The sequence below is a fragment of the Neorhizobium sp. USDA 3394 genome (genome assembly GCF_056280385.1).
On the sequence record NZ_JBWCDU010000001.1, the window covers coordinates 2,165,193 to 2,180,294 of the forward strand.

Annotated in this window: 16 protein-coding genes; 8 read left to right on the plus strand and 8 right to left on the minus strand. The window is 62.8% G+C overall.

Annotated features, from left to right (window positions below; all coding sequences use genetic code 11):
* Nucleotides 1-128 precede the first annotated feature (128 nt).
* Nucleotides 129-1,049: a membrane protein gene (locus ACZ9EJ_RS10355; RefSeq protein WP_046640748.1), complete on the plus strand. Its 921-nt coding sequence runs from the start codon at nucleotides 129-131 to the stop codon at nucleotides 1,047-1,049.
* A gap of 55 nt (nucleotides 1,050-1,104) precedes the next feature.
* Here ACZ9EJ_RS10355 and ACZ9EJ_RS10360 read toward each other — a convergent pair whose 3' ends face one another.
* The 3 genes from ACZ9EJ_RS10360 to ACZ9EJ_RS10370 form a co-directional block, all read right to left on the minus strand.
* The gene (locus tag ACZ9EJ_RS10360) at nucleotides 1,105-1,890 is read right to left on the minus strand and encodes a class I SAM-dependent methyltransferase (RefSeq protein ID WP_046640749.1); all 786 of its coding nucleotides are present in this window, start codon (nucleotides 1,888-1,890) and stop codon (nucleotides 1,105-1,107) included.
* Nucleotides 1,891-2,027: 137 nt separating this feature from the next.
* Nucleotides 2,028-2,231: a hypothetical protein gene (locus ACZ9EJ_RS10365; protein ID WP_251091225.1), complete on the minus strand. Its 204-nt coding sequence runs from the start codon at nucleotides 2,229-2,231 to the stop codon at nucleotides 2,028-2,030.
* A 16-nt stretch (nucleotides 2,232-2,247) separates the two neighbouring features.
* Nucleotides 2,248-3,198 (minus strand): homocysteine S-methyltransferase family protein, encoded by a 951-nt coding sequence (locus ACZ9EJ_RS10370; RefSeq protein WP_046640751.1) that lies wholly within the window; start codon nucleotides 3,196-3,198, stop codon nucleotides 2,248-2,250.
* A 162-nt stretch (nucleotides 3,199-3,360) separates the two neighbouring features.
* Here ACZ9EJ_RS10370 and ACZ9EJ_RS10375 point away from each other — a divergent pair, with 162 nt between their 5' ends.
* Nucleotides 3,361-4,056, plus strand: coding sequence for a TetR/AcrR family transcriptional regulator (locus ACZ9EJ_RS10375; RefSeq protein ID WP_251091224.1), 696 nt, complete (start codon nucleotides 3,361-3,363; stop codon nucleotides 4,054-4,056).
* Between the two features lie 5 nt (nucleotides 4,057-4,061).
* Here ACZ9EJ_RS10375 and ftsZ read toward each other — a convergent pair whose 3' ends face one another.
* Nucleotides 4,062-5,087 (minus strand): cell division protein FtsZ, encoded by a 1,026-nt coding sequence (gene ftsZ, locus ACZ9EJ_RS10380; protein WP_046635317.1) that lies wholly within the window; start codon nucleotides 5,085-5,087, stop codon nucleotides 4,062-4,064.
* Between the two features lie 218 nt (nucleotides 5,088-5,305).
* Between ftsZ and ACZ9EJ_RS10385 the strand changes: the two genes are divergently transcribed.
* The gene (locus ACZ9EJ_RS10385) at nucleotides 5,306-5,524 is read left to right on the plus strand and encodes a hypothetical protein (protein WP_046635319.1); all 219 of its coding nucleotides are present in this window, start codon (nucleotides 5,306-5,308) and stop codon (nucleotides 5,522-5,524) included.
* A gap of 81 nt (nucleotides 5,525-5,605) precedes the next feature.
* Nucleotides 5,606-6,625 carry a ketopantoate reductase family protein gene (locus ACZ9EJ_RS10390; RefSeq protein ID WP_046640752.1) on the plus strand — a complete coding sequence of 340 codons (1,020 nt, stop codon included), beginning with the start codon at nucleotides 5,606-5,608 and terminating at the stop codon, nucleotides 6,623-6,625.
* Between the two features lie 99 nt (nucleotides 6,626-6,724).
* Here ACZ9EJ_RS10390 and ACZ9EJ_RS10395 read toward each other — a convergent pair whose 3' ends face one another.
* A complete protein-coding gene (locus ACZ9EJ_RS10395; RefSeq protein WP_046640753.1) occupies nucleotides 6,725-7,666 on the minus strand; it encodes an alpha/beta fold hydrolase in 942 nt (313 codons plus the stop codon).
* A gap of 330 nt (nucleotides 7,667-7,996) precedes the next feature.
* Here ACZ9EJ_RS10395 and ACZ9EJ_RS10400 point away from each other — a divergent pair, with 330 nt between their 5' ends.
* Entirely contained in the window at nucleotides 7,997-8,311 is a 315-nt protein-coding gene (locus ACZ9EJ_RS10400) for a DUF1883 domain-containing protein (RefSeq protein ID WP_037084690.1), read from the plus strand.
* A gap of 17 nt (nucleotides 8,312-8,328) precedes the next feature.
* Here the strand turns inward: ACZ9EJ_RS10400 and ACZ9EJ_RS10405 are convergent, their stop codons facing one another.
* Together ACZ9EJ_RS10405 and ACZ9EJ_RS10410 are read right to left on the minus strand one after the other, a co-directional pair.
* Nucleotides 8,329-9,645 carry a replication-associated recombination protein A gene (locus tag ACZ9EJ_RS10405; RefSeq protein WP_046640754.1) on the minus strand — a complete coding sequence of 439 codons (1,317 nt, stop codon included), beginning with the start codon at nucleotides 9,643-9,645 and terminating at the stop codon, nucleotides 8,329-8,331.
* Nucleotides 9,642-11,042 (minus strand): DegQ family serine endoprotease, encoded by a 1,401-nt coding sequence (locus ACZ9EJ_RS10410; protein ID WP_046640755.1) that lies wholly within the window; start codon nucleotides 11,040-11,042, stop codon nucleotides 9,642-9,644. Before ACZ9EJ_RS10410 ends, ACZ9EJ_RS10405 begins: the two co-directional genes overlap by 4 nt.
* Before the next feature lie 136 nt (nucleotides 11,043-11,178).
* Between ACZ9EJ_RS10410 and ACZ9EJ_RS10415 the strand changes: the two genes are divergently transcribed.
* From ACZ9EJ_RS10415 to ACZ9EJ_RS10425, 3 genes are all read left to right on the plus strand, one after another.
* Complete coding sequence (locus ACZ9EJ_RS10415) at nucleotides 11,179-11,559, plus strand: YkvA family protein (RefSeq protein WP_046635329.1); 381 nt, start codon at nucleotides 11,179-11,181, stop codon at nucleotides 11,557-11,559.
* Nucleotides 11,560-11,596: 37 nt separating this feature from the next.
* On the plus strand, nucleotides 11,597-11,956 hold the full coding sequence (locus ACZ9EJ_RS10420) for a lysozyme inhibitor LprI family protein (protein WP_046640756.1): 360 nt from the start codon (nucleotides 11,597-11,599) through the stop codon (nucleotides 11,954-11,956).
* Nucleotides 11,957-12,051: 95 nt separating this feature from the next.
* Complete coding sequence (locus tag ACZ9EJ_RS10425; RefSeq protein ID WP_046635331.1) at nucleotides 12,052-13,224, plus strand: endonuclease/exonuclease/phosphatase family protein; 1,173 nt, start codon at nucleotides 12,052-12,054, stop codon at nucleotides 13,222-13,224.
* A gap of 17 nt (nucleotides 13,225-13,241) precedes the next feature.
* On the opposite strand, the gene ilvD is transcribed toward ACZ9EJ_RS10425, so the two are convergent.
* On the minus strand, nucleotides 13,242-15,077 hold the full coding sequence (gene ilvD, locus ACZ9EJ_RS10430; RefSeq protein ID WP_046640757.1) for a dihydroxy-acid dehydratase: 1,836 nt from the start codon (nucleotides 15,075-15,077) through the stop codon (nucleotides 13,242-13,244).
* Nucleotides 15,078-15,102: the final 25 nt, after the last annotated feature.

A 15,102-nucleotide genomic window follows, 5' to 3' on the forward strand; every position in this document is an offset into this window, starting at 1 on the left:
ATCAAGACCAACAAACTGTTATCTTTCAGGAGGTTCACCATGGGACGCGGCATTCTGCTCTGGCTTCTCGGCATCCCACTGCCAATCGTCATCCTTCTCGTTCTCTTCATGCGTTGAGGAGACGAAACATGCCAATTTCATCCACAGGCTCCGCGATCGCAACTCCGGTGGAGTCGTCAAAATCTGCGATCGCATGGGGGCCGATCATCGGCGGCGCCGTAGCCGCCATCGGCATCAGTCTCATCCTCATCCTTTTCGGGTCCGGCCTCGGCCTCACCATGATCTCCCCCTGGTCGGGTGAAAGCAGCTCGGCCGCCACTGTCGGCATCAGCGCGGCGATCTGGCTGGTGGTGGTGCAATGGCTGTCGGCAGCGCTCGGCGGATATCTGACCGGCCGGCTGCGCACCAAATGGGCGGCCGTCCACACCGACGAGGTGTTCTTCCGTGATACCGCCCACGGCTTCGTCTCCTGGGCCGTAGCAACCGTCTTCGTTGCTGGCTTCCTTGCTTCGTCGCTCGGATCGCTGGCAAGCACTGGCGCTCAGGCGGTCGGTTCGGCGGCAGCGACTGCCGGCGTTGCGGGTTCGGCAGCGGCGGCAGCCGCCTCCGACAATTCGTCCTCGGGCGGCACAGGCATGGCAACCTCCTACTTCACCGATGCGCTCCTGCGTCCGCAGCAGGCGCAGGCCCGCGCCCAGAACGACGACGGGGCGGCAACCGCGGAAGTGTCGCGCATTCTTCTCAACGGTGCCGTCCAGGGCGGCGTGCCGGAAGACGACAAGGCCTATCTGGCAACCATCGTCGCGGCCCGCACCGGCCTTTCGCCGCAGGATGCCCGCGCCCGCGTCGATGCGGTCCTGAAGCGGATCGAGGATGCCAAGGTCGCCGCCCAGCAGGCCGCGGACGAGGCCCGCAAGGCAGCCGCCACGACCGCTCTGGTCGGCTCGCTGTCGCTGCTGGTCGGCGCGTTCATCTCCTGTGCCGCAGCCGCCCTCGGCGGCCGTCAGCGGGACGAGGAAGAAGACCTGCTCGTCGCGACGCGCTACTGATCGCCACGATCATGATCGAGCGGCCATGCGAAAAGCGTGGCCGCTCTTTCCATGTCTACGGCTTGCCGGCGCGGATATGCAGGAAGATCGGCGCAACGCGGGTGTCGGCAACGACCGGTTCTGCCAGCGCCACCTCTTCCGACGCCATCGGTTCGCCAAAGGCCTCGATCACCAGTCCGGCCTCCAATATCATCGACACCCAGGTGGTCAGCGTCCTGTGGAACCTCGGCACCGAAAACGGCGTCAGGCCGGCCCGTTCCTCGGCGGGGATTTCCGAAAACAGCCAGCGCTCGATCCGCCCGTCCGTCTCGTCGAAATAATCGGCCACCTGCACGGCCACCGCCTCGCCCGTCTCGTCGCGGATGTTCTTGCGCGTCGGCGGCACGAAACAGGGATGCAGGATGGAGAACTGCAGGAAACCGCCGGGCTTCAGCACACGATAAATGCCCTTCAGCACCTGGCGCTGGTCGGCCATGTCCATCATCGACATGAAGGCGGTGACGAAATCGAAGCTCTCGTCCGGAAAGTCGATCCCCTGCCCGTCGCCGAGCACGTAGGTGATGCCGAGCGGCTCGCTCTCCTCGGTTTCGCGGGCATAACGGATGAAGGTCGGGGCGATGTCGAGCCCGGTCATCTCGGCCCCGCGCCGCGCAACCTCGCGGGTATTAGTGCCCTCGCCGCAGCCGAGATCGAGGCCCTTCAATCCGGCAACCGGCGGCAGCATGTCGAGAAAGGCCGGCGTGTTCAGCGCATCCCGATATTTGTCGTAACCGGCCCGCGAATAGATCGTCCAGGTCTCGGCATTGCTCTCCCAGTGGGCGCCGACAACAGTCGCATCCATGCTCGCCTCCTCTCAATCGTCGGTTGGGCGGCGAGCTATATCCGCGACGGATGACAAAGGGAAGACGGCAGAAGCAAAAGAAAAACCTTCCGGCAGCACAACCGCCGGAAGGTTCTGATTGGAACGGTCTTCAGGGGTCAGAACCCCGGAAAGCGGTTGCGGTGGAAGCGGGACACGTCTTCGCGAAATCCGATATCGCGCAGCAGTCGCTCGTCCAGCATGTGCCCAGCCTTGAGCTTCGCCCGGCCGCGCTCCTCATCGGCGTCAGTCGGCACAACGGGCGAAAAGAGCCAGCGGGCCGAGATCACGGCGATGGCGCCGAGCAATGTGGTTGCAGGCATTCTCCTCCCTCCCCGGTCAGGCGGCAGCCGCCGGCAGGCAAGCGTCGCAGATCGCCTGCAGATGCCGGTGGTCGGTGCCGCAGCAGCCGCCAAGCACCCGCATCGACGGATAGCTCTGCCGGAGCGAACGGTAGCGGAGCCCAAGATCGCGCGGATCACCGATATCGAGTTCGGTCGACTCGTCGAGCTCCTGATGGCTCTTGGGCGACGCGTTGGCGCGGATGCCGGAAATCCGCTTCACCCAGGCCTCGCCGCGGACAAGGGCACCCTCGAAATGGCTCGGATGGGCGCAGTTGACCATGTAATAGGCCGCGTACCCGTCCGTCGCCGCATCTGTCTCCTCGATCGCCGCCTGCAGCGTCTTGCCGTTGACGAGCCTGCCGTCGGTCTCGACCGTGAAGGAAACGACGCAGGGCATGCCGGCACGTTTCGAGGCCCGGACGATGCCGACTGCCTCGCCGATATTGTTCATGGTGATCGCCGAGATCATGTCGGCCTCGCTGTCGGCAAAGGCCTCGGCCTGGAAGGCGTGATAATCCTCGGCCGCCAGCGGCTCCATGTTGCCGTCCTTGTAACCGTCGCCACGCGGCCCGATGACACCGTTGAGGATGATCGGGGAACCCGGCCGTTCCCAAACCTGGCGGAGCTTGGCGATGTAATCGACCGAGCGGATGTTGAGCGCCCGCAGTGCCGCACGGTCGTAACCGAGCTGCGGACCCCAGTCGGCATTCGCCCGCCAGGTCGGCGTGTCGAGGATGAAGCCAAGGCCCCGCTCGCGGGCGATCGCCAGGTAGGCCTCGTAATATTCGGTCAGTTCCTCGCGGCCCCTGGCATCGTCGAGCAGCGGAAAGGCGGCGAAGGCCGGAAGATCGATGCCGCGGTGGAAGACCAGCGTCGTCTCGAGCCCGCCGTCGGAAAGGAAGTCGCCGCTCTTGAGCTGCGGCAGGTTATGGCGATACTTGGCCATCATCTGTCTCCTGTGGTAAAACATGGCAAGCGGGTCCCGGCTTTGCTCCGGTCCGCCCGGGGAATGACCAATTTTTCGCAGATTTGGATGCTGAGCTTCTAGTAAGCTTACGGTACAGCCGGGAATATTTTTGAAATTCGCAAGAATTCACGGGAGGTTAGCATGTCTCAACGGACGGGAATGCTTGACGCTGCCGATGCTGCGCGCAGCCAAACTGTACCGCCGGTCAAGTTTTCGGAAACGCGGGAGACACGCAAAGGGGCCGCAACCCGCGACCGCATCCTGGAGATCGCGGAAGCCTCGGTGCTCGCCAAGGGCTTTGCCGCAACCTCGATCGACGAGCTGATCGCCGAGGCCGGTATCACCAAGAGCGGGTTTTTCTACCATTTCCGGGACAAGAACGAGCTGGCACGGGAGATGCTGCGCCGCTACGTCGCCGAGAACAACCGCATCTTCGACGATATCTTCGGTCGGGCCCGGGAACTCAACGACGATCCGCTGCAGGCTTTCCTTCTGGGGCTGAAACTGCTCAGTGAGCTGGTGCGCGACCTGCCGGGCGGCCATCCGGGCTGCCTGATCGCCTCGGTCTGCTACCAGGAGCGCCTGTTCGACCATGAGGTGCTGACGCTGAACTCGGAATCGATCCGGTCCTGGAACGCCAGGTTTCTAGGATATATCGAGGAGATCGCCGCTATCTATCCGCCGCGCGAGCCGGTGGATCTGACCGAGGTCGCCAACATGGTGTCCTGCATCATGGACGGGGCGATCATCATGTCGAAGGCGCTGAAGGATCCCGCCCTGCTGGAGCGGCAGTTTCTCGCCTACCGCTCCTATATCAAATTGCTGTTTTCGAAATAACCCCGTTACTGCAGGGTGCGCTGATAAGGCTGCATGTCGGCCGGAGTGCCCGGAGCAACGCCGGCTTCGCCGCCATCGAGGCCGGTCGCGACGACCGAGACCCGGAACTTGCCGTCGAGACTCCGGTCGAAGATCGCGCCGACGACGATGTCGGCGTCGTCCATGACCTCGTCGCGGATGCGGCTTGCGGCTTCGTCCACCTCGAACAGCGTCATGTCGGAGCCGCCGGAGATCGAGATCAGCACGCCCTTGGCGCCCTTCATCGAGATGTCGTCGAGCAGCGGGTTGGCGATCGCAGCCTCCGCGGCGAGCAGTGCGCGTCCGTCGCCGGAGGCTTCGCCCGTGCCCATCATCGCCCGGCCCATGCCCTTCATGACCGATTTCACGTCGGCGAAATCGAGGTTGATCAGGCCTTCCTTGACGATCAGGTCGGTGATGCAGCCGACGCCCGCAAACAGCACCTTGTCGGCGGTCATGAACGCGTCGGCGAAGGTGGTCTTGGCGTCGGCGATGCGGAAGAGGTTCTGGTTCGGAATGACTATGACGGTATCGGCGGCGCGGCGCAGTTCCTCGATGCCGGCATCGGCCGTCTTCATGCGGCGGTTGCCTTCGAAGGTGAAGGGCTTGGTGACGACTCCGACAGTCAGGATGCCGGCATTGCGGGCAGCATGGGCGATGACCGGTGCAGCACCGGTGCCTGTGCCGCCGCCCATGCCGGCCGTCACGAAGCACATATGCGAACCGGACAGGTGATCCATGATCTCGTCGATCGATTCTTCTGCGGCCGCGCGGCCGATTTCCGGCAGGGAGCCGGCACCGAGGCCTTCGGTCACGTGGGCGCCGAGCTGGATGCGGCGGGATGCCTTGGAGGTCGCCAGAACCTGGGCGTCGGTATTGGCGGCGATGAAATCGACGCCCTCCAGCTCCTCGGCGATCATGTTGTTGATGGCGTTACCGCCGCCGCCGCCGACGCCGATCACGGTGATCTTCGGCCGCATTTCGGTGATCTGGTATTTTTTGGCGTCCGTCATCGCAATCTCCTTGGCATCGGCACCCGCCGGCCGGGCAGCCTCGTGGCACCCGAATCACATGTATTTTAGCTCGGCAACAAGGCAGAGGCTTGGCGAAAGAACAAGCTTGGTGCTGCAGAAAGCGGCCGAATGAAATTTTCCACAGGTTGGGTGGAACCTTTTCCGGTGATAGCAATTGTGAAGATTCGATCGCAAAAGAGAGAGGAGCCCAGCGTATCATGCCTACGTCCGCTGCACGTACGTCCATTGCCCCGCCGGATGAACATATCCTCACCGTTCAGGAGGCTCTCGAACCGCTCTTTCTTGCGCTCGAAGAGGAGGCAGAGATCAAGATGATCGCGGCAGCCGTCAAGGCCGGCTGGTCGGTGGAGGACGCGGTCGCCGCCATCGACGAGCTTCGCCGGACGGAACTCGTGTCCGATAGCTGGGCCCATTGATCCATCACAAAAACTCGTTCGCCTGCGCGCCGAGGATGTCCTAGATCTGCCGCACTGCATATGGTGTCGGCGAGGAACCTCATGACCATCAGGAATATCTGCATCTACGGTGCCGGAGCTCTCGGCGGCACGTTTGCGACGAAAATCGCCAACGGACTGGGCGCGGAGGCGAATGTGTCGGTAGTGGCGCGGGGCGCACACCTCGCCGCCATCCGCGAAAAGGGCCTCACGGTCGAGCGGGACGGTGATACCGCGCCGCTTCATGCGCGCGTAAACGCCACAAGCGACCCATCCGGACTGCCGAAGCAGGATCTGATTATCACAGGCCTCAAGGGCCACCAGCTCGCCCAGGCGGCCGAGGGTCTTGCAGGCCTTCTCAAGGAAGGCACGCGGGTCATCATGATCCTCAACGGCATTCCCTGGTGGTATTTCCATCGGGATTCCGAAAGCGGGCATGCGGAAAGACAGCTCCCGGAACTCGACCCGGAAGGCAAGCTCTGGAGGCTCGTCGGGCCGGAACGGGTCATCGGTTGCGTCGCCTATCAGGGCGCGGAAGTGACCGAACCCGGCACCATTCGCCTCAATGGCGATGGCCGCTTTTTCCTCGGCGAACCATCCGGCGAGCTTTCGCCGGATCTGGTGTCGATAGCCGAGCTTCTCGGGCGCGCCGGCCTCAACATCATTCCGACCCAGCGTATCCGCGACGCGATCTGGACCAAACTGATGGGCAATGCCGCCTATAATCCGATCAGCGCGCTCACCCGCGGCCGGATGGACAGCATCATGGGCAATGCGCTTCTGGTCGCGCAGGTCGGCAAGGTGATGACAGAAACCAGGGCCGTCGGCGAAGCGCTCGGCGCCGTCTTCAGCGGCAGCGTCGACGAACAGCTCAACCGCTCAGGCGGTTTCGGGCCGGTCAAAACGTCGATGCTGCAGGACCTGCTGGCCGGAAAGACGCTGGAGATCGTTCCTCTGACCGGCATGGTGGTCGCGCTTGGCAAGCTCGCCGGCGTGCCGACCCCGACCTGCGAAACGGTGCTGGCGCTGACCCTGCAGCTCGACCGCGAAAACCAGCTTGAGCGGCAAGACCTCAGAAACTGATTCAAGGATCTCCCAAACAGAGTCCGCAAACCCGGCTAAGCGTTTGAAAACAGGAACGACGCCTGCCTTTCGGCCAGGCGTCGTTCAAGGGTACGCGGACTATTTCTTCACCTGCTCCGCCCAGTTCGGCGCGTTGCTCTTGCCGTCGAGGAAAGGCAGCACGGTCGGCGCCAGGGCCGGCGATGCGAACGCCTCGTAATGGGTGAGATCGGGCAGGATCGCCAGCCGGTTCTTCGGCATGTTTTCCCGCATCCAGCCGGCATCCTGCAGGCCGCCGCCGAGCTTCTGATAAAACTCGACGATATGCTCCGGGCGCACCATGTCGCTGTCTCCGAAGACCAGCATGACCGGCATGGTCAACTTAGCGACCGCATCGGAGAAATCGTAGTCCCGGCGCATCAGGTCGCCCATGGCATCGAGGAGCCGCGGGAATTCGGAGACATCCGGAGCCACGGCCTTGTAGGAGATGAACATCGGCGTGTCGTTCATCATCTCGGCCATGGCGCCGGTGACGGACTCCTGCTGCGGGATCATTTCCGGAAAGAAGCCGCGCTTGGCGAACGGTGCCGAGGCGATGACGAGCCGCCGCACCTTTTCCGGCGCCTGAGCGGCCATCTGCAGGGCGATGCCGCCGCCCATGGAATAACCCAGCACATCGACCTGACGGTAACCGAGTGCGGTGACGATCCCGCCCATGTCGGCACCCATGGCTTCAAGGCTGATCGGCCGCTTACCGAGCGGGGTGCGGCCATGGCCCTGGAGATCGACGGCGATGACCTGGCGGTGCTCCGTCAGCGCCGGCATGATCGGGGCGAACATGTCGACGGAGCCGAGACCGCCATGGAGCAGCAGGAGCGGTTCGCCTTCCCCGCGGATTTCGTAATAATAGCTGATGCCGCCGGCCTCGACATGGCCCTTCTTCGATGGCTCGGCGGGGGTCGCCTGCGGTACGGCCGATTTCGGCTCCTGCGCTTCGGCGCCCCCCGGAACAAACGATGCGGCAAGGGCTGCAATTGCGGTGGCGATTATCCTGATCGACATGGCGTCCTCCTCGGGGATCGGTTGGTGATGCCCCAAGGACGGAGAGGAAATGTGCAGGCCGACAATCCCGCCCAAAAAATTCTTCGCGCAAAGAAAATCCCGCCGCGAGAAGACGGCGGGACAAGCAGATTGGAGGTCAAAATATTATTCTTGTACGGCGGCTGCAGGGGACGAAAAGCCGCCTGATTGTCTTCGGCGCGGCATGGGGATTGTGCCGGCTGAAGCTGTATTCAGGAAACTAAACACATAAGTGGCAGTAATGTTCCACCATTCGTTAACGACATATCGTTAAGATTGATGAACTTCTATGCTGGCATCAATGAGGCAGGAATGGCCGTACCGAATTTCCGCTTTACCCACTACGATCTGAAACCGCAGCGCGCGGGGACGACGATCGAGGTGACGTTGAATGCGGTCAACAACGTGCGCCTGATGAACGCCGCCAATTTCCAGCGCTTTACCGAACTTCTCGATTTCAAATATGTCGGCGGCATCGCCAAGCGGTCCCCCATTCGCCTGGTGATCCCGGAGGCAGGCCACTGGCACGTGATCGTCGACATGGAAGGTCATCACGGGCTGGCGGAATCCTCCGTCAGGCTGATCGGCGCGCCGGCCAACGTCGTGGCCCAGAAACAGGCCTCCTGACCGGTTTCAGAAGAGGTTCACTTCGGGTTGCGTTCCTTGCGAAGCTTGGCCCACCAATCGAGCCGCTTGCGGATGTCACGCTCGAAACCGCGCTCCGGCGGGTCGTAGAACGTCTGCCGGCCCATCTTTTCCGGAAAATAATCCTGGCCTGAAAAAGCGTCCGGCTCGTCGTGGTCGTAGCGATAACCGTCGCCATACCCCTCGCCCTTCATCAGCTTGGTCGGAGCATTGAGGATGTGCTTGGGCGGCAGAAGCGAACCGTTTTCCTTGGCGGCGCGGGTTGCAGCCTTGAAGGCGGTATAGACCGCATTGGATTTCGGCGCGGTCGCCAGATAGACGCAGGCCTGAGCGAATGCCAGCTCACCTTCCGGGGAACCGAGATAGTCATAGGCATCCTTGGCGGCATTGCAGACGACCAGCGCCTGCGGATCCGCAAGGCCGATATCCTCGACCGCCATGCGCACCAGCCGGCGGCCAAGATAGAGCGGGTCCTCGCCGGCATCGAACATCCGCGCCAGATAATAGAGCGCCGCATCCGGATCCGAGCCGCGCACCGACTTGTGGAGCGCCGAGATCAGATTGTAGTGGCCGTCCTGCGCCTTGTCGTAGACCGGGGCGCGGCGCTGGACGATCTGGGTAAGGCCCGTCGTATCGAAGACCTCCCCTTCCCTTGCGGCGCGCCAGACCTCTTCGGCAAGCGTCAACACCGCCCGGCCATCACCATCGGCCATGCGGATCAGGCTGGCGCGGGCATCCTCGTCGAGCGGCAGCGGCCTGCCTTCGGCCTGTTCGGCGCGGGTGAGAAGCTCGCTCAGGCTTTCCTCGTCGTGGCTGCGGAAGGTCAGCACCCTGGCACGCGACAGGAGAGCGGCGTTGAGCTCGAAACTCGGGTTCTCGGTGGTAGCGCCGACCAGGATGACTGTGCCGTCCTCCATGACGGGCAGGAAACTGTCCTGCTGGGCGCGGTTGAAGCGATGGATCTCGTCGACGAAGAGCAGCGTCTGGCGGCCGTCCATGCGGCGCAGGCGCGCCGTCTCGAACACCTTCTTCAGGTCGGCGACGCCGGAAAAGATTGCCGAGATCTGTTCGAAAGCGAGCCCCGCCTCACCGGACAGCAGCCTGGCGACCGTGGTCTTGCCCGTGCCGGGCGGCCCCCAAAAAATCATCGAGCCGAGCGAGCCGCCATCGATCATCCGCCGCAGCGCGCCGTCCTCGCCCGTCAGGTGCGGCTGGCCGGTAACTTCGGCAAGCGACTTCGGCCGCAGGCGATCGGCAAGCGGCCGCCGGTTGGCGACCTCTTCCGGAACCTTCGGCGCGAAGAGATCACCGCTCATCGGAAGAACTGCCTGATACGCTGGCCGCCACGCTCGATCTCGACACGCCAGAAGCCCGGATCGTCGTCGAGCATAGCTTCCATGCCCTTGGTGCTGGTGACGGCGGTGCCGTTCAGGGAGATCAGGATGTCCTTCGGCTCGAAACCGAGGCGGGCAGCAGGTGAGTTGCGCGTCACCTCGGTCACGACCACGCCGGTCTTTTCGGCCGGGATGCGCAGTTCGGTCGCGAGCTTCGGCGACAGGTTGGCAACCCGAAGGCCGGCAAACGGATTGCGCCCCTCGATCAGCCGCTCGTCACGCGGCGTTGTCTCCGGGGCCGTGTTGAGCGCCAGGTTCACCTGCCGCTGGCCGTCGGCGGTCTGGACAGACAGTATCGCCTGCCTGCCGAGACCGGCAGTGGTCAGCCGGTAACCGAGAGCATCGGGATGCTCGACCGAAATGCCGTTGACGGCGGTCACCACTTCGCCGGGCTTCAGGCCGGCCTTGTCCGCCGGTCCGCCCTCGACAACGCGTGTCACCAGCGCGCCGCGGGCGGTCTTGAGGCCGAGCGCCTCGGCGACATCCGAATTGACGGCGTCGAAGCTCGCGCCGACGAAGGGACGTTCGAAGCTCGTCTTGCCCTGGGAAGCGGCGGCGAGGAAGACTTTCACGAGATTGGCGGGGATCGCGAAACCGATGCCGTTCGAACCGCCGCCGCGCGAAAAGATCGCGGTGTTGATACCGATCAGCTCGCCGTTCATGTTCATCAAAGCGCCGCCGGAATTGCCCGGATTGATCGAAGCGTCGGTCTGGATGAAGAAGCCGAAATCACCCGTCGTGACCTGGTTGCGGGCAAGTGCCGAGACGATGCCGCTCGTCACCGTCTGGCCGACGCCGAACGGGTTGCCGATCGCAAGCACCAGATCGCCCACTTCGGTGCGATCGGAATCACCGATGGCGAGAACCGGAAAATGCTCCTTCGACTTGATGCGCAGCACGGCGAGGTCGAGGCTCGCGTCCTTCAGCACCACGTCGCAAGGGAATTCGCGGCCGTCGGCGAGCGCGATCTTGATGTCGTCGGCACCTTCGATCACATGGTTGTTGGTAACGACCAGGCCGTCTGCCGCCAGGATGACGCCGGAGCCGAGCGACGACTGCTTTTCCGAACGGTTCGGCATGCGCTGGCCGAAGAACTGCTCGAAGAAGGGGTCCCCCGCAAACGGATTGAGGCGCTGCACGACGCGCTCGGCATAAACGTTGACGACGGCGCCGGCCGTCTGCTTGACCAGCGGCGAGAAGGAGAGCTGCATTTCCTGACGGCTCTGCGGCACCACCTTCTCCTGGGCAAGTGCCGTAACGGGCATCAGAAGAGCAAGAGCGAGAAGGCCGGTCGACACGCGTTTCAGCATGGTCAGCATGTAAGTCCTCATTTGAGAAAATCCGGATCGATTTGTAGCGCGTGACGCTAGAAAGGAAAGGTGGCGGAACAACGGAAACTATGGCGAAAACCGTCAAGCTTTTCATCCTATATAGGGCCGAGATGCGGAGAAAAACATGACCTGGTTGGCAAAGGCGAAAGGCTGGGCGAAACGGCTGAAACGCGACGTTCTGGCGCTCTGGCTGGCAGCGCGCGATCGCCGCGTGCCATGGCATGCCAAGCTGGTCGCCGGCGCGGTCGCGGCCTATGCGCTGTCGCCGATCGACCTCATTCCCGATTTCGTGCCCGTTCTCGGTTATCTCGACGATCTGCTGATCGTGCCGCTCGGCATCGCGCTGGCGGTCAGGCTGGTGCCCCCAGCGCTGATGAGCGAGTTCCGCTCCAAGGCCGAGCGTTGGGCCGAACGCCCGACCAGCCGCACCGGCCTGGCCTTCATCCTGTCCATCTGGTTCTGCTGTCTGGTCTTCGCTCTGTGGAGCCTCTGGGAACTGAGCTGATCCCCAGGCGTTGCGCCTGGACATCAGGAGTGAAGCCATGAAACGTTTTACCACCGCCATCGCCTTGACCAGCCTTCTCGGCCTGACGCTCTCGGGCCTGCCCCGAACTGCGGCCGCGGCGAGTTTCGACTGCGAGAGGGCAAACCTTGCGGCCGACGAGAAGCTGATCTGCGACACCCGCACGCTCAACGATGCGGATGTGAAGATGGTCACAACGTTCGACATCCTCACCGGCCTCATGGCGATGGGCAACCGCGGCAAGCTTCAGGACGAGCAGAGCGCCTGGCTGAAGAAACGCCAGGCCTGCGGCGAGGACGTCGACTGCATCCGGGCGTCGTATACCGAGCGGCTAAAGCAGCTCGACGAGGCTTACAAGAACTTGGATCAGCAGTTGTGAATTCTCCCGGAACGGATCGTTGATTTTACGAAACAGACACACCCTAAGGATGCTGCCGTGATATTGTTCACCCGCCTATAAACGCGGGGACCATCATGAAGGCTTTCAAGATCACATCGTGGAATGTCGAATGGCTGATCGATTCATTCAGTGTCGTGACCGGAAAGGCGAAGGAAAAGTCGAAGACCTTTTCCGGCCGTCGCCCGTCAATGGTCGATGCGCAGGCAAAGCTGCAGGCCCTTCGCAGCGAGATATTGGCGATCGACGCAGACGTGCTTTTCCTGATCGAAGCGATCCGGGGCGCCGATGCGATGCTGGAATTCTGCAGGACCTACCTTCCCGAATACCAGCTCATCGTCCATCCTGCCGGAGATGACAAGGCTTATGACATCCTGGGCGAACAGTGGATGTGGTTTCTCGTCAAGCCGGAATTGGCTGCAGCGACGGAGGCTCACCTGCTCGATCTTACGGTCTGGAAATCCTATACCGCCTCGGTAGCCTTCCGCCCGCAGGCAGACGGAAAATGGGTGTTTTCCGCACCCCAGTTAATCAAGTCGAGCCAGACTGTCGGAAGCAATATCCGCCAGCAACACTCTCACTATCGCCACCCGCAGGTGCTGGTGATGACCTGGGAAGGACGTCGGGTCGAGATCATCGGAGCGCATTTCAAGAGCAAGCATATCGGCATGGAAGTGCCGGCGCGGGCAGCCGGTGAAACGGACAAGGCCTATTACGCGCGGGCCGACGTGAACTGGTTCATGGCCAATGCCCATCTCGCCCGCATCAAGCTGACGACTGAGGCGACTGATGTCCGGTACTATATCGACAAGCGCTTCGAGCAGGAGGAGTCGCCGATCATCTTCGTCATCGGGGATCTCAACGATGGCCCAGGCAAGGAGCTTATCGAGCGGGAGTATCTGCTGCACGATCTGATCGGTGTCCTGCAGGGCGACATCTTCTTTGCGCGGAAGTTTCTCAACCACGCGCTTTTCGATTACCCGCAGAATTTGCGCTGGACGTCACAATTTCAGGACAAGCTGGATCCGGCCCGCTCACCCAATATACTGCTCGACCATATCACGTTCACGGAAGCACTGAGCCGCGTCGGCCTCGGATCGCTTGTCGTGCATGCAAAGGCAGGGCTCGTAGAACATGAGATCCATGAGCGGATCAATGCGCTTCTGAGCGAAAAGGCGAAGACGAGCGACCATGCGCCCGTCAGCCTCGTCGTCTCAAAACGTGGTGCGCCCCCCGCCACGAACACGTGAAGCGGGGAGTGAAACCTTCACTCCGGCAAGATCCGCACGGCGCCCTTGTCGGCACTCGCAGCAAACGCGGCGTAGGCCTTCAGTGCGGTCGTGACGTTGCGCTTGCGGGGCTGCGACGGCTTCCAGCCGAAAGCATCCTGCTCTTTACGGCGCTCCGCGAGGACCGCGTCCGAAACCGCGAGATTGATCGTGCGGTTCGGGATGTCGATCTCGATCTTGTCGCCTTCCCGAACCAGGCCGATCGTGCCGCCGTTTGCCGCTTCCGGCGAGGCGTGGCCGATCGACAGGCCGGAGGTGCCGCCGGAGAAACGGCCGTCGGTGATCAGGGCGCAGGCCTTTCCGAGGCCCTTCGACTTCAGGTAGCTGGTCGGATAGAGCATTTCCTGCATGCCGGGCCCGCCCTTCGGGCCTTCGTAGATGATGACCACGACGTCGCCCGCGACGATCTCGTTGGAGAGGATCGCCTTGACGGCGGCATCCTGGCTTTCGAAGACGCGGGCCGGACCGGTGAACTTCAGGATGGAGTCGTCGACGCCGGCCGTCTTCACGATGCAGCCGTCGATGGCGATATTGCCCTTGAGGACCGCCAGGCCGCCGTCCTTCGAGAACGGATGTTCGACCGAGCGGATGACGCCGTTTTCGCGGTCGGTATCGAGCTCGTCCCACCGGGCATCCTGGCTGAACGCGACCTGGGTCGGGATACCGCCCGGTGCGGCACGGAAGAAATTGCGGACCGTCTCGCTGTTGGTACGGGTGATGTCCCAGCGGTCGATCGCGTCGCCGAGCGTTTCGGCATGGACGGTGAAGCAATCGCGGTTGAGCAGCCCGCCCTTGTCCAGTTCGCCAAGGATGGACATGATGCCGCCGGCGCGGTGGACGTCTTCCATATGCACGTCTGCCTTGGCCGGCGCGACCTTGGAGAGGCATGGGACGCGGCGCGAGAGCTGATCGATGTCATCGAGGTTGAAATCGACCTCGCCTTCATAGGCTGCAGCCAGGATGTGCAGGACGGTATTGGTCGAGCCGCCCATGGCGACGTCGAGCGTCATGGCATTCTCGAAGGCCTGCTTGGTGGCGATCGAGCGCGGCAGGACGGAATAGTCTTCCTGCTCGTAATGACGACGGGCGAGATCGACGATCAGGTGGCCGGCCTCGACGAACAAGCGCTTGCGGTCCGCATGGGTGGCAAGCGTCGAGCCGTTGCCGGGCAGCGACAGGCCAAGCGCTTCGGTGAGGCAGTTCATCGAATTGGCGGTGAACATGCCCGAGCACGAACCGCAGGTCGGACAGGCAGAGCGCTCGATGATCTTGACGTCCTCGTCGCTCATCTTGTCGTCGGCGGCGGCGACCATGGCGTCGACCAGGTCGAGGGAATGGGTCTTGCCCTTCAGGACGACCTTGCCGGCCTCCATCGGGCCGCCCGAGACGAAGACCGCCGGGATGTTGAGGCGCATTGCTGCGTTGAGCATGCCGGGAGTGATCTTGTCGCAGTTGGAGATGCAGACCATGGCGTCGGCGCAGTGGGCGTTGACCATGTATTCGACCGAGTCGGCAATGATTTCGCGCGACGGCAGCGAATAGAGCATGCCGTCATGGCCCATGGCGATGCCGTCGTCGACGGCGATCGTGTTGAATTCCTTGGCGACGCCGCCGGCCGCTTCGATCTCGCGGGCGACAAGCTGACCGAGGTCCTTCAGGTGCACGTGGCCGGGCACGAACTGGGTGAATGAGTTGACCACCGCAATGATCGGCTTGCCGAAATCGCTGTCCTTCATGCCGGTCGCGCGCCAAAGCCCGCGCGCGCCTGCCATGTTGCGGCCGTGGGTCGTGGTTCTCGAGCGGTAAGCTGGCATGGTGTTGTCCTCGATCTCTTGTTCG

Coding starts and splice junctions, on each gene's coding strand:
- ACZ9EJ_RS10420 (WP_046640756.1), top strand. CDS start 11,597: ATGAAACGTTTTACCACCGCCATCGCCTTGACCAGCCTTCTCGGCCTG.
- ACZ9EJ_RS10360 (WP_046640749.1), bottom strand. CDS start 1,890: ATGGATGCGACTGTTGTCGGCGCCCACTGGGAGAGCAATGCCGAGACC.
- ACZ9EJ_RS10425 (WP_046635331.1), top strand. CDS start 12,052: ATGAAGGCTTTCAAGATCACATCGTGGAATGTCGAATGGCTGATCGAT.
- ACZ9EJ_RS10375 (WP_251091224.1), top strand. CDS start 3,361: ATGTCTCAACGGACGGGAATGCTTGACGCTGCCGATGCTGCGCGCAGC.
- ACZ9EJ_RS10390 (WP_046640752.1), top strand. CDS start 5,606: ATGACCATCAGGAATATCTGCATCTACGGTGCCGGAGCTCTCGGCGGC.
- ACZ9EJ_RS10365 (WP_251091225.1), bottom strand. CDS start 2,231: ATGCCTGCAACCACATTGCTCGGCGCCATCGCCGTGATCTCGGCCCGC.
- ACZ9EJ_RS10400 (WP_037084690.1), top strand. CDS start 7,997: ATGGCCGTACCGAATTTCCGCTTTACCCACTACGATCTGAAACCGCAG.
- ACZ9EJ_RS10405 (WP_046640754.1), bottom strand. CDS start 9,645: ATGAGCGGTGATCTCTTCGCGCCGAAGGTTCCGGAAGAGGTCGCCAAC.
- ACZ9EJ_RS10395 (WP_046640753.1), bottom strand. CDS start 7,666: ATGTCGATCAGGATAATCGCCACCGCAATTGCAGCCCTTGCCGCATCG.
- ACZ9EJ_RS10385 (WP_046635319.1), top strand. CDS start 5,306: ATGCCTACGTCCGCTGCACGTACGTCCATTGCCCCGCCGGATGAACAT.
- ACZ9EJ_RS10370 (WP_046640751.1), bottom strand. CDS start 3,198: ATGGCCAAGTATCGCCATAACCTGCCGCAGCTCAAGAGCGGCGACTTC.
- ilvD (WP_046640757.1), bottom strand. CDS start 15,077: ATGCCAGCTTACCGCTCGAGAACCACGACCCACGGCCGCAACATGGCA.
- ACZ9EJ_RS10410 (WP_046640755.1), bottom strand. CDS start 11,042: ATGCTGACCATGCTGAAACGCGTGTCGACCGGCCTTCTCGCTCTTGCT.
- ACZ9EJ_RS10415 (WP_046635329.1), top strand. CDS start 11,179: ATGACCTGGTTGGCAAAGGCGAAAGGCTGGGCGAAACGGCTGAAACGC.
- ACZ9EJ_RS10355 (WP_046640748.1), top strand. CDS start 129: ATGCCAATTTCATCCACAGGCTCCGCGATCGCAACTCCGGTGGAGTCG.
- ftsZ (WP_046635317.1), bottom strand. CDS start 5,087: ATGACGGACGCCAAAAAATACCAGATCACCGAAATGCGGCCGAAGATC.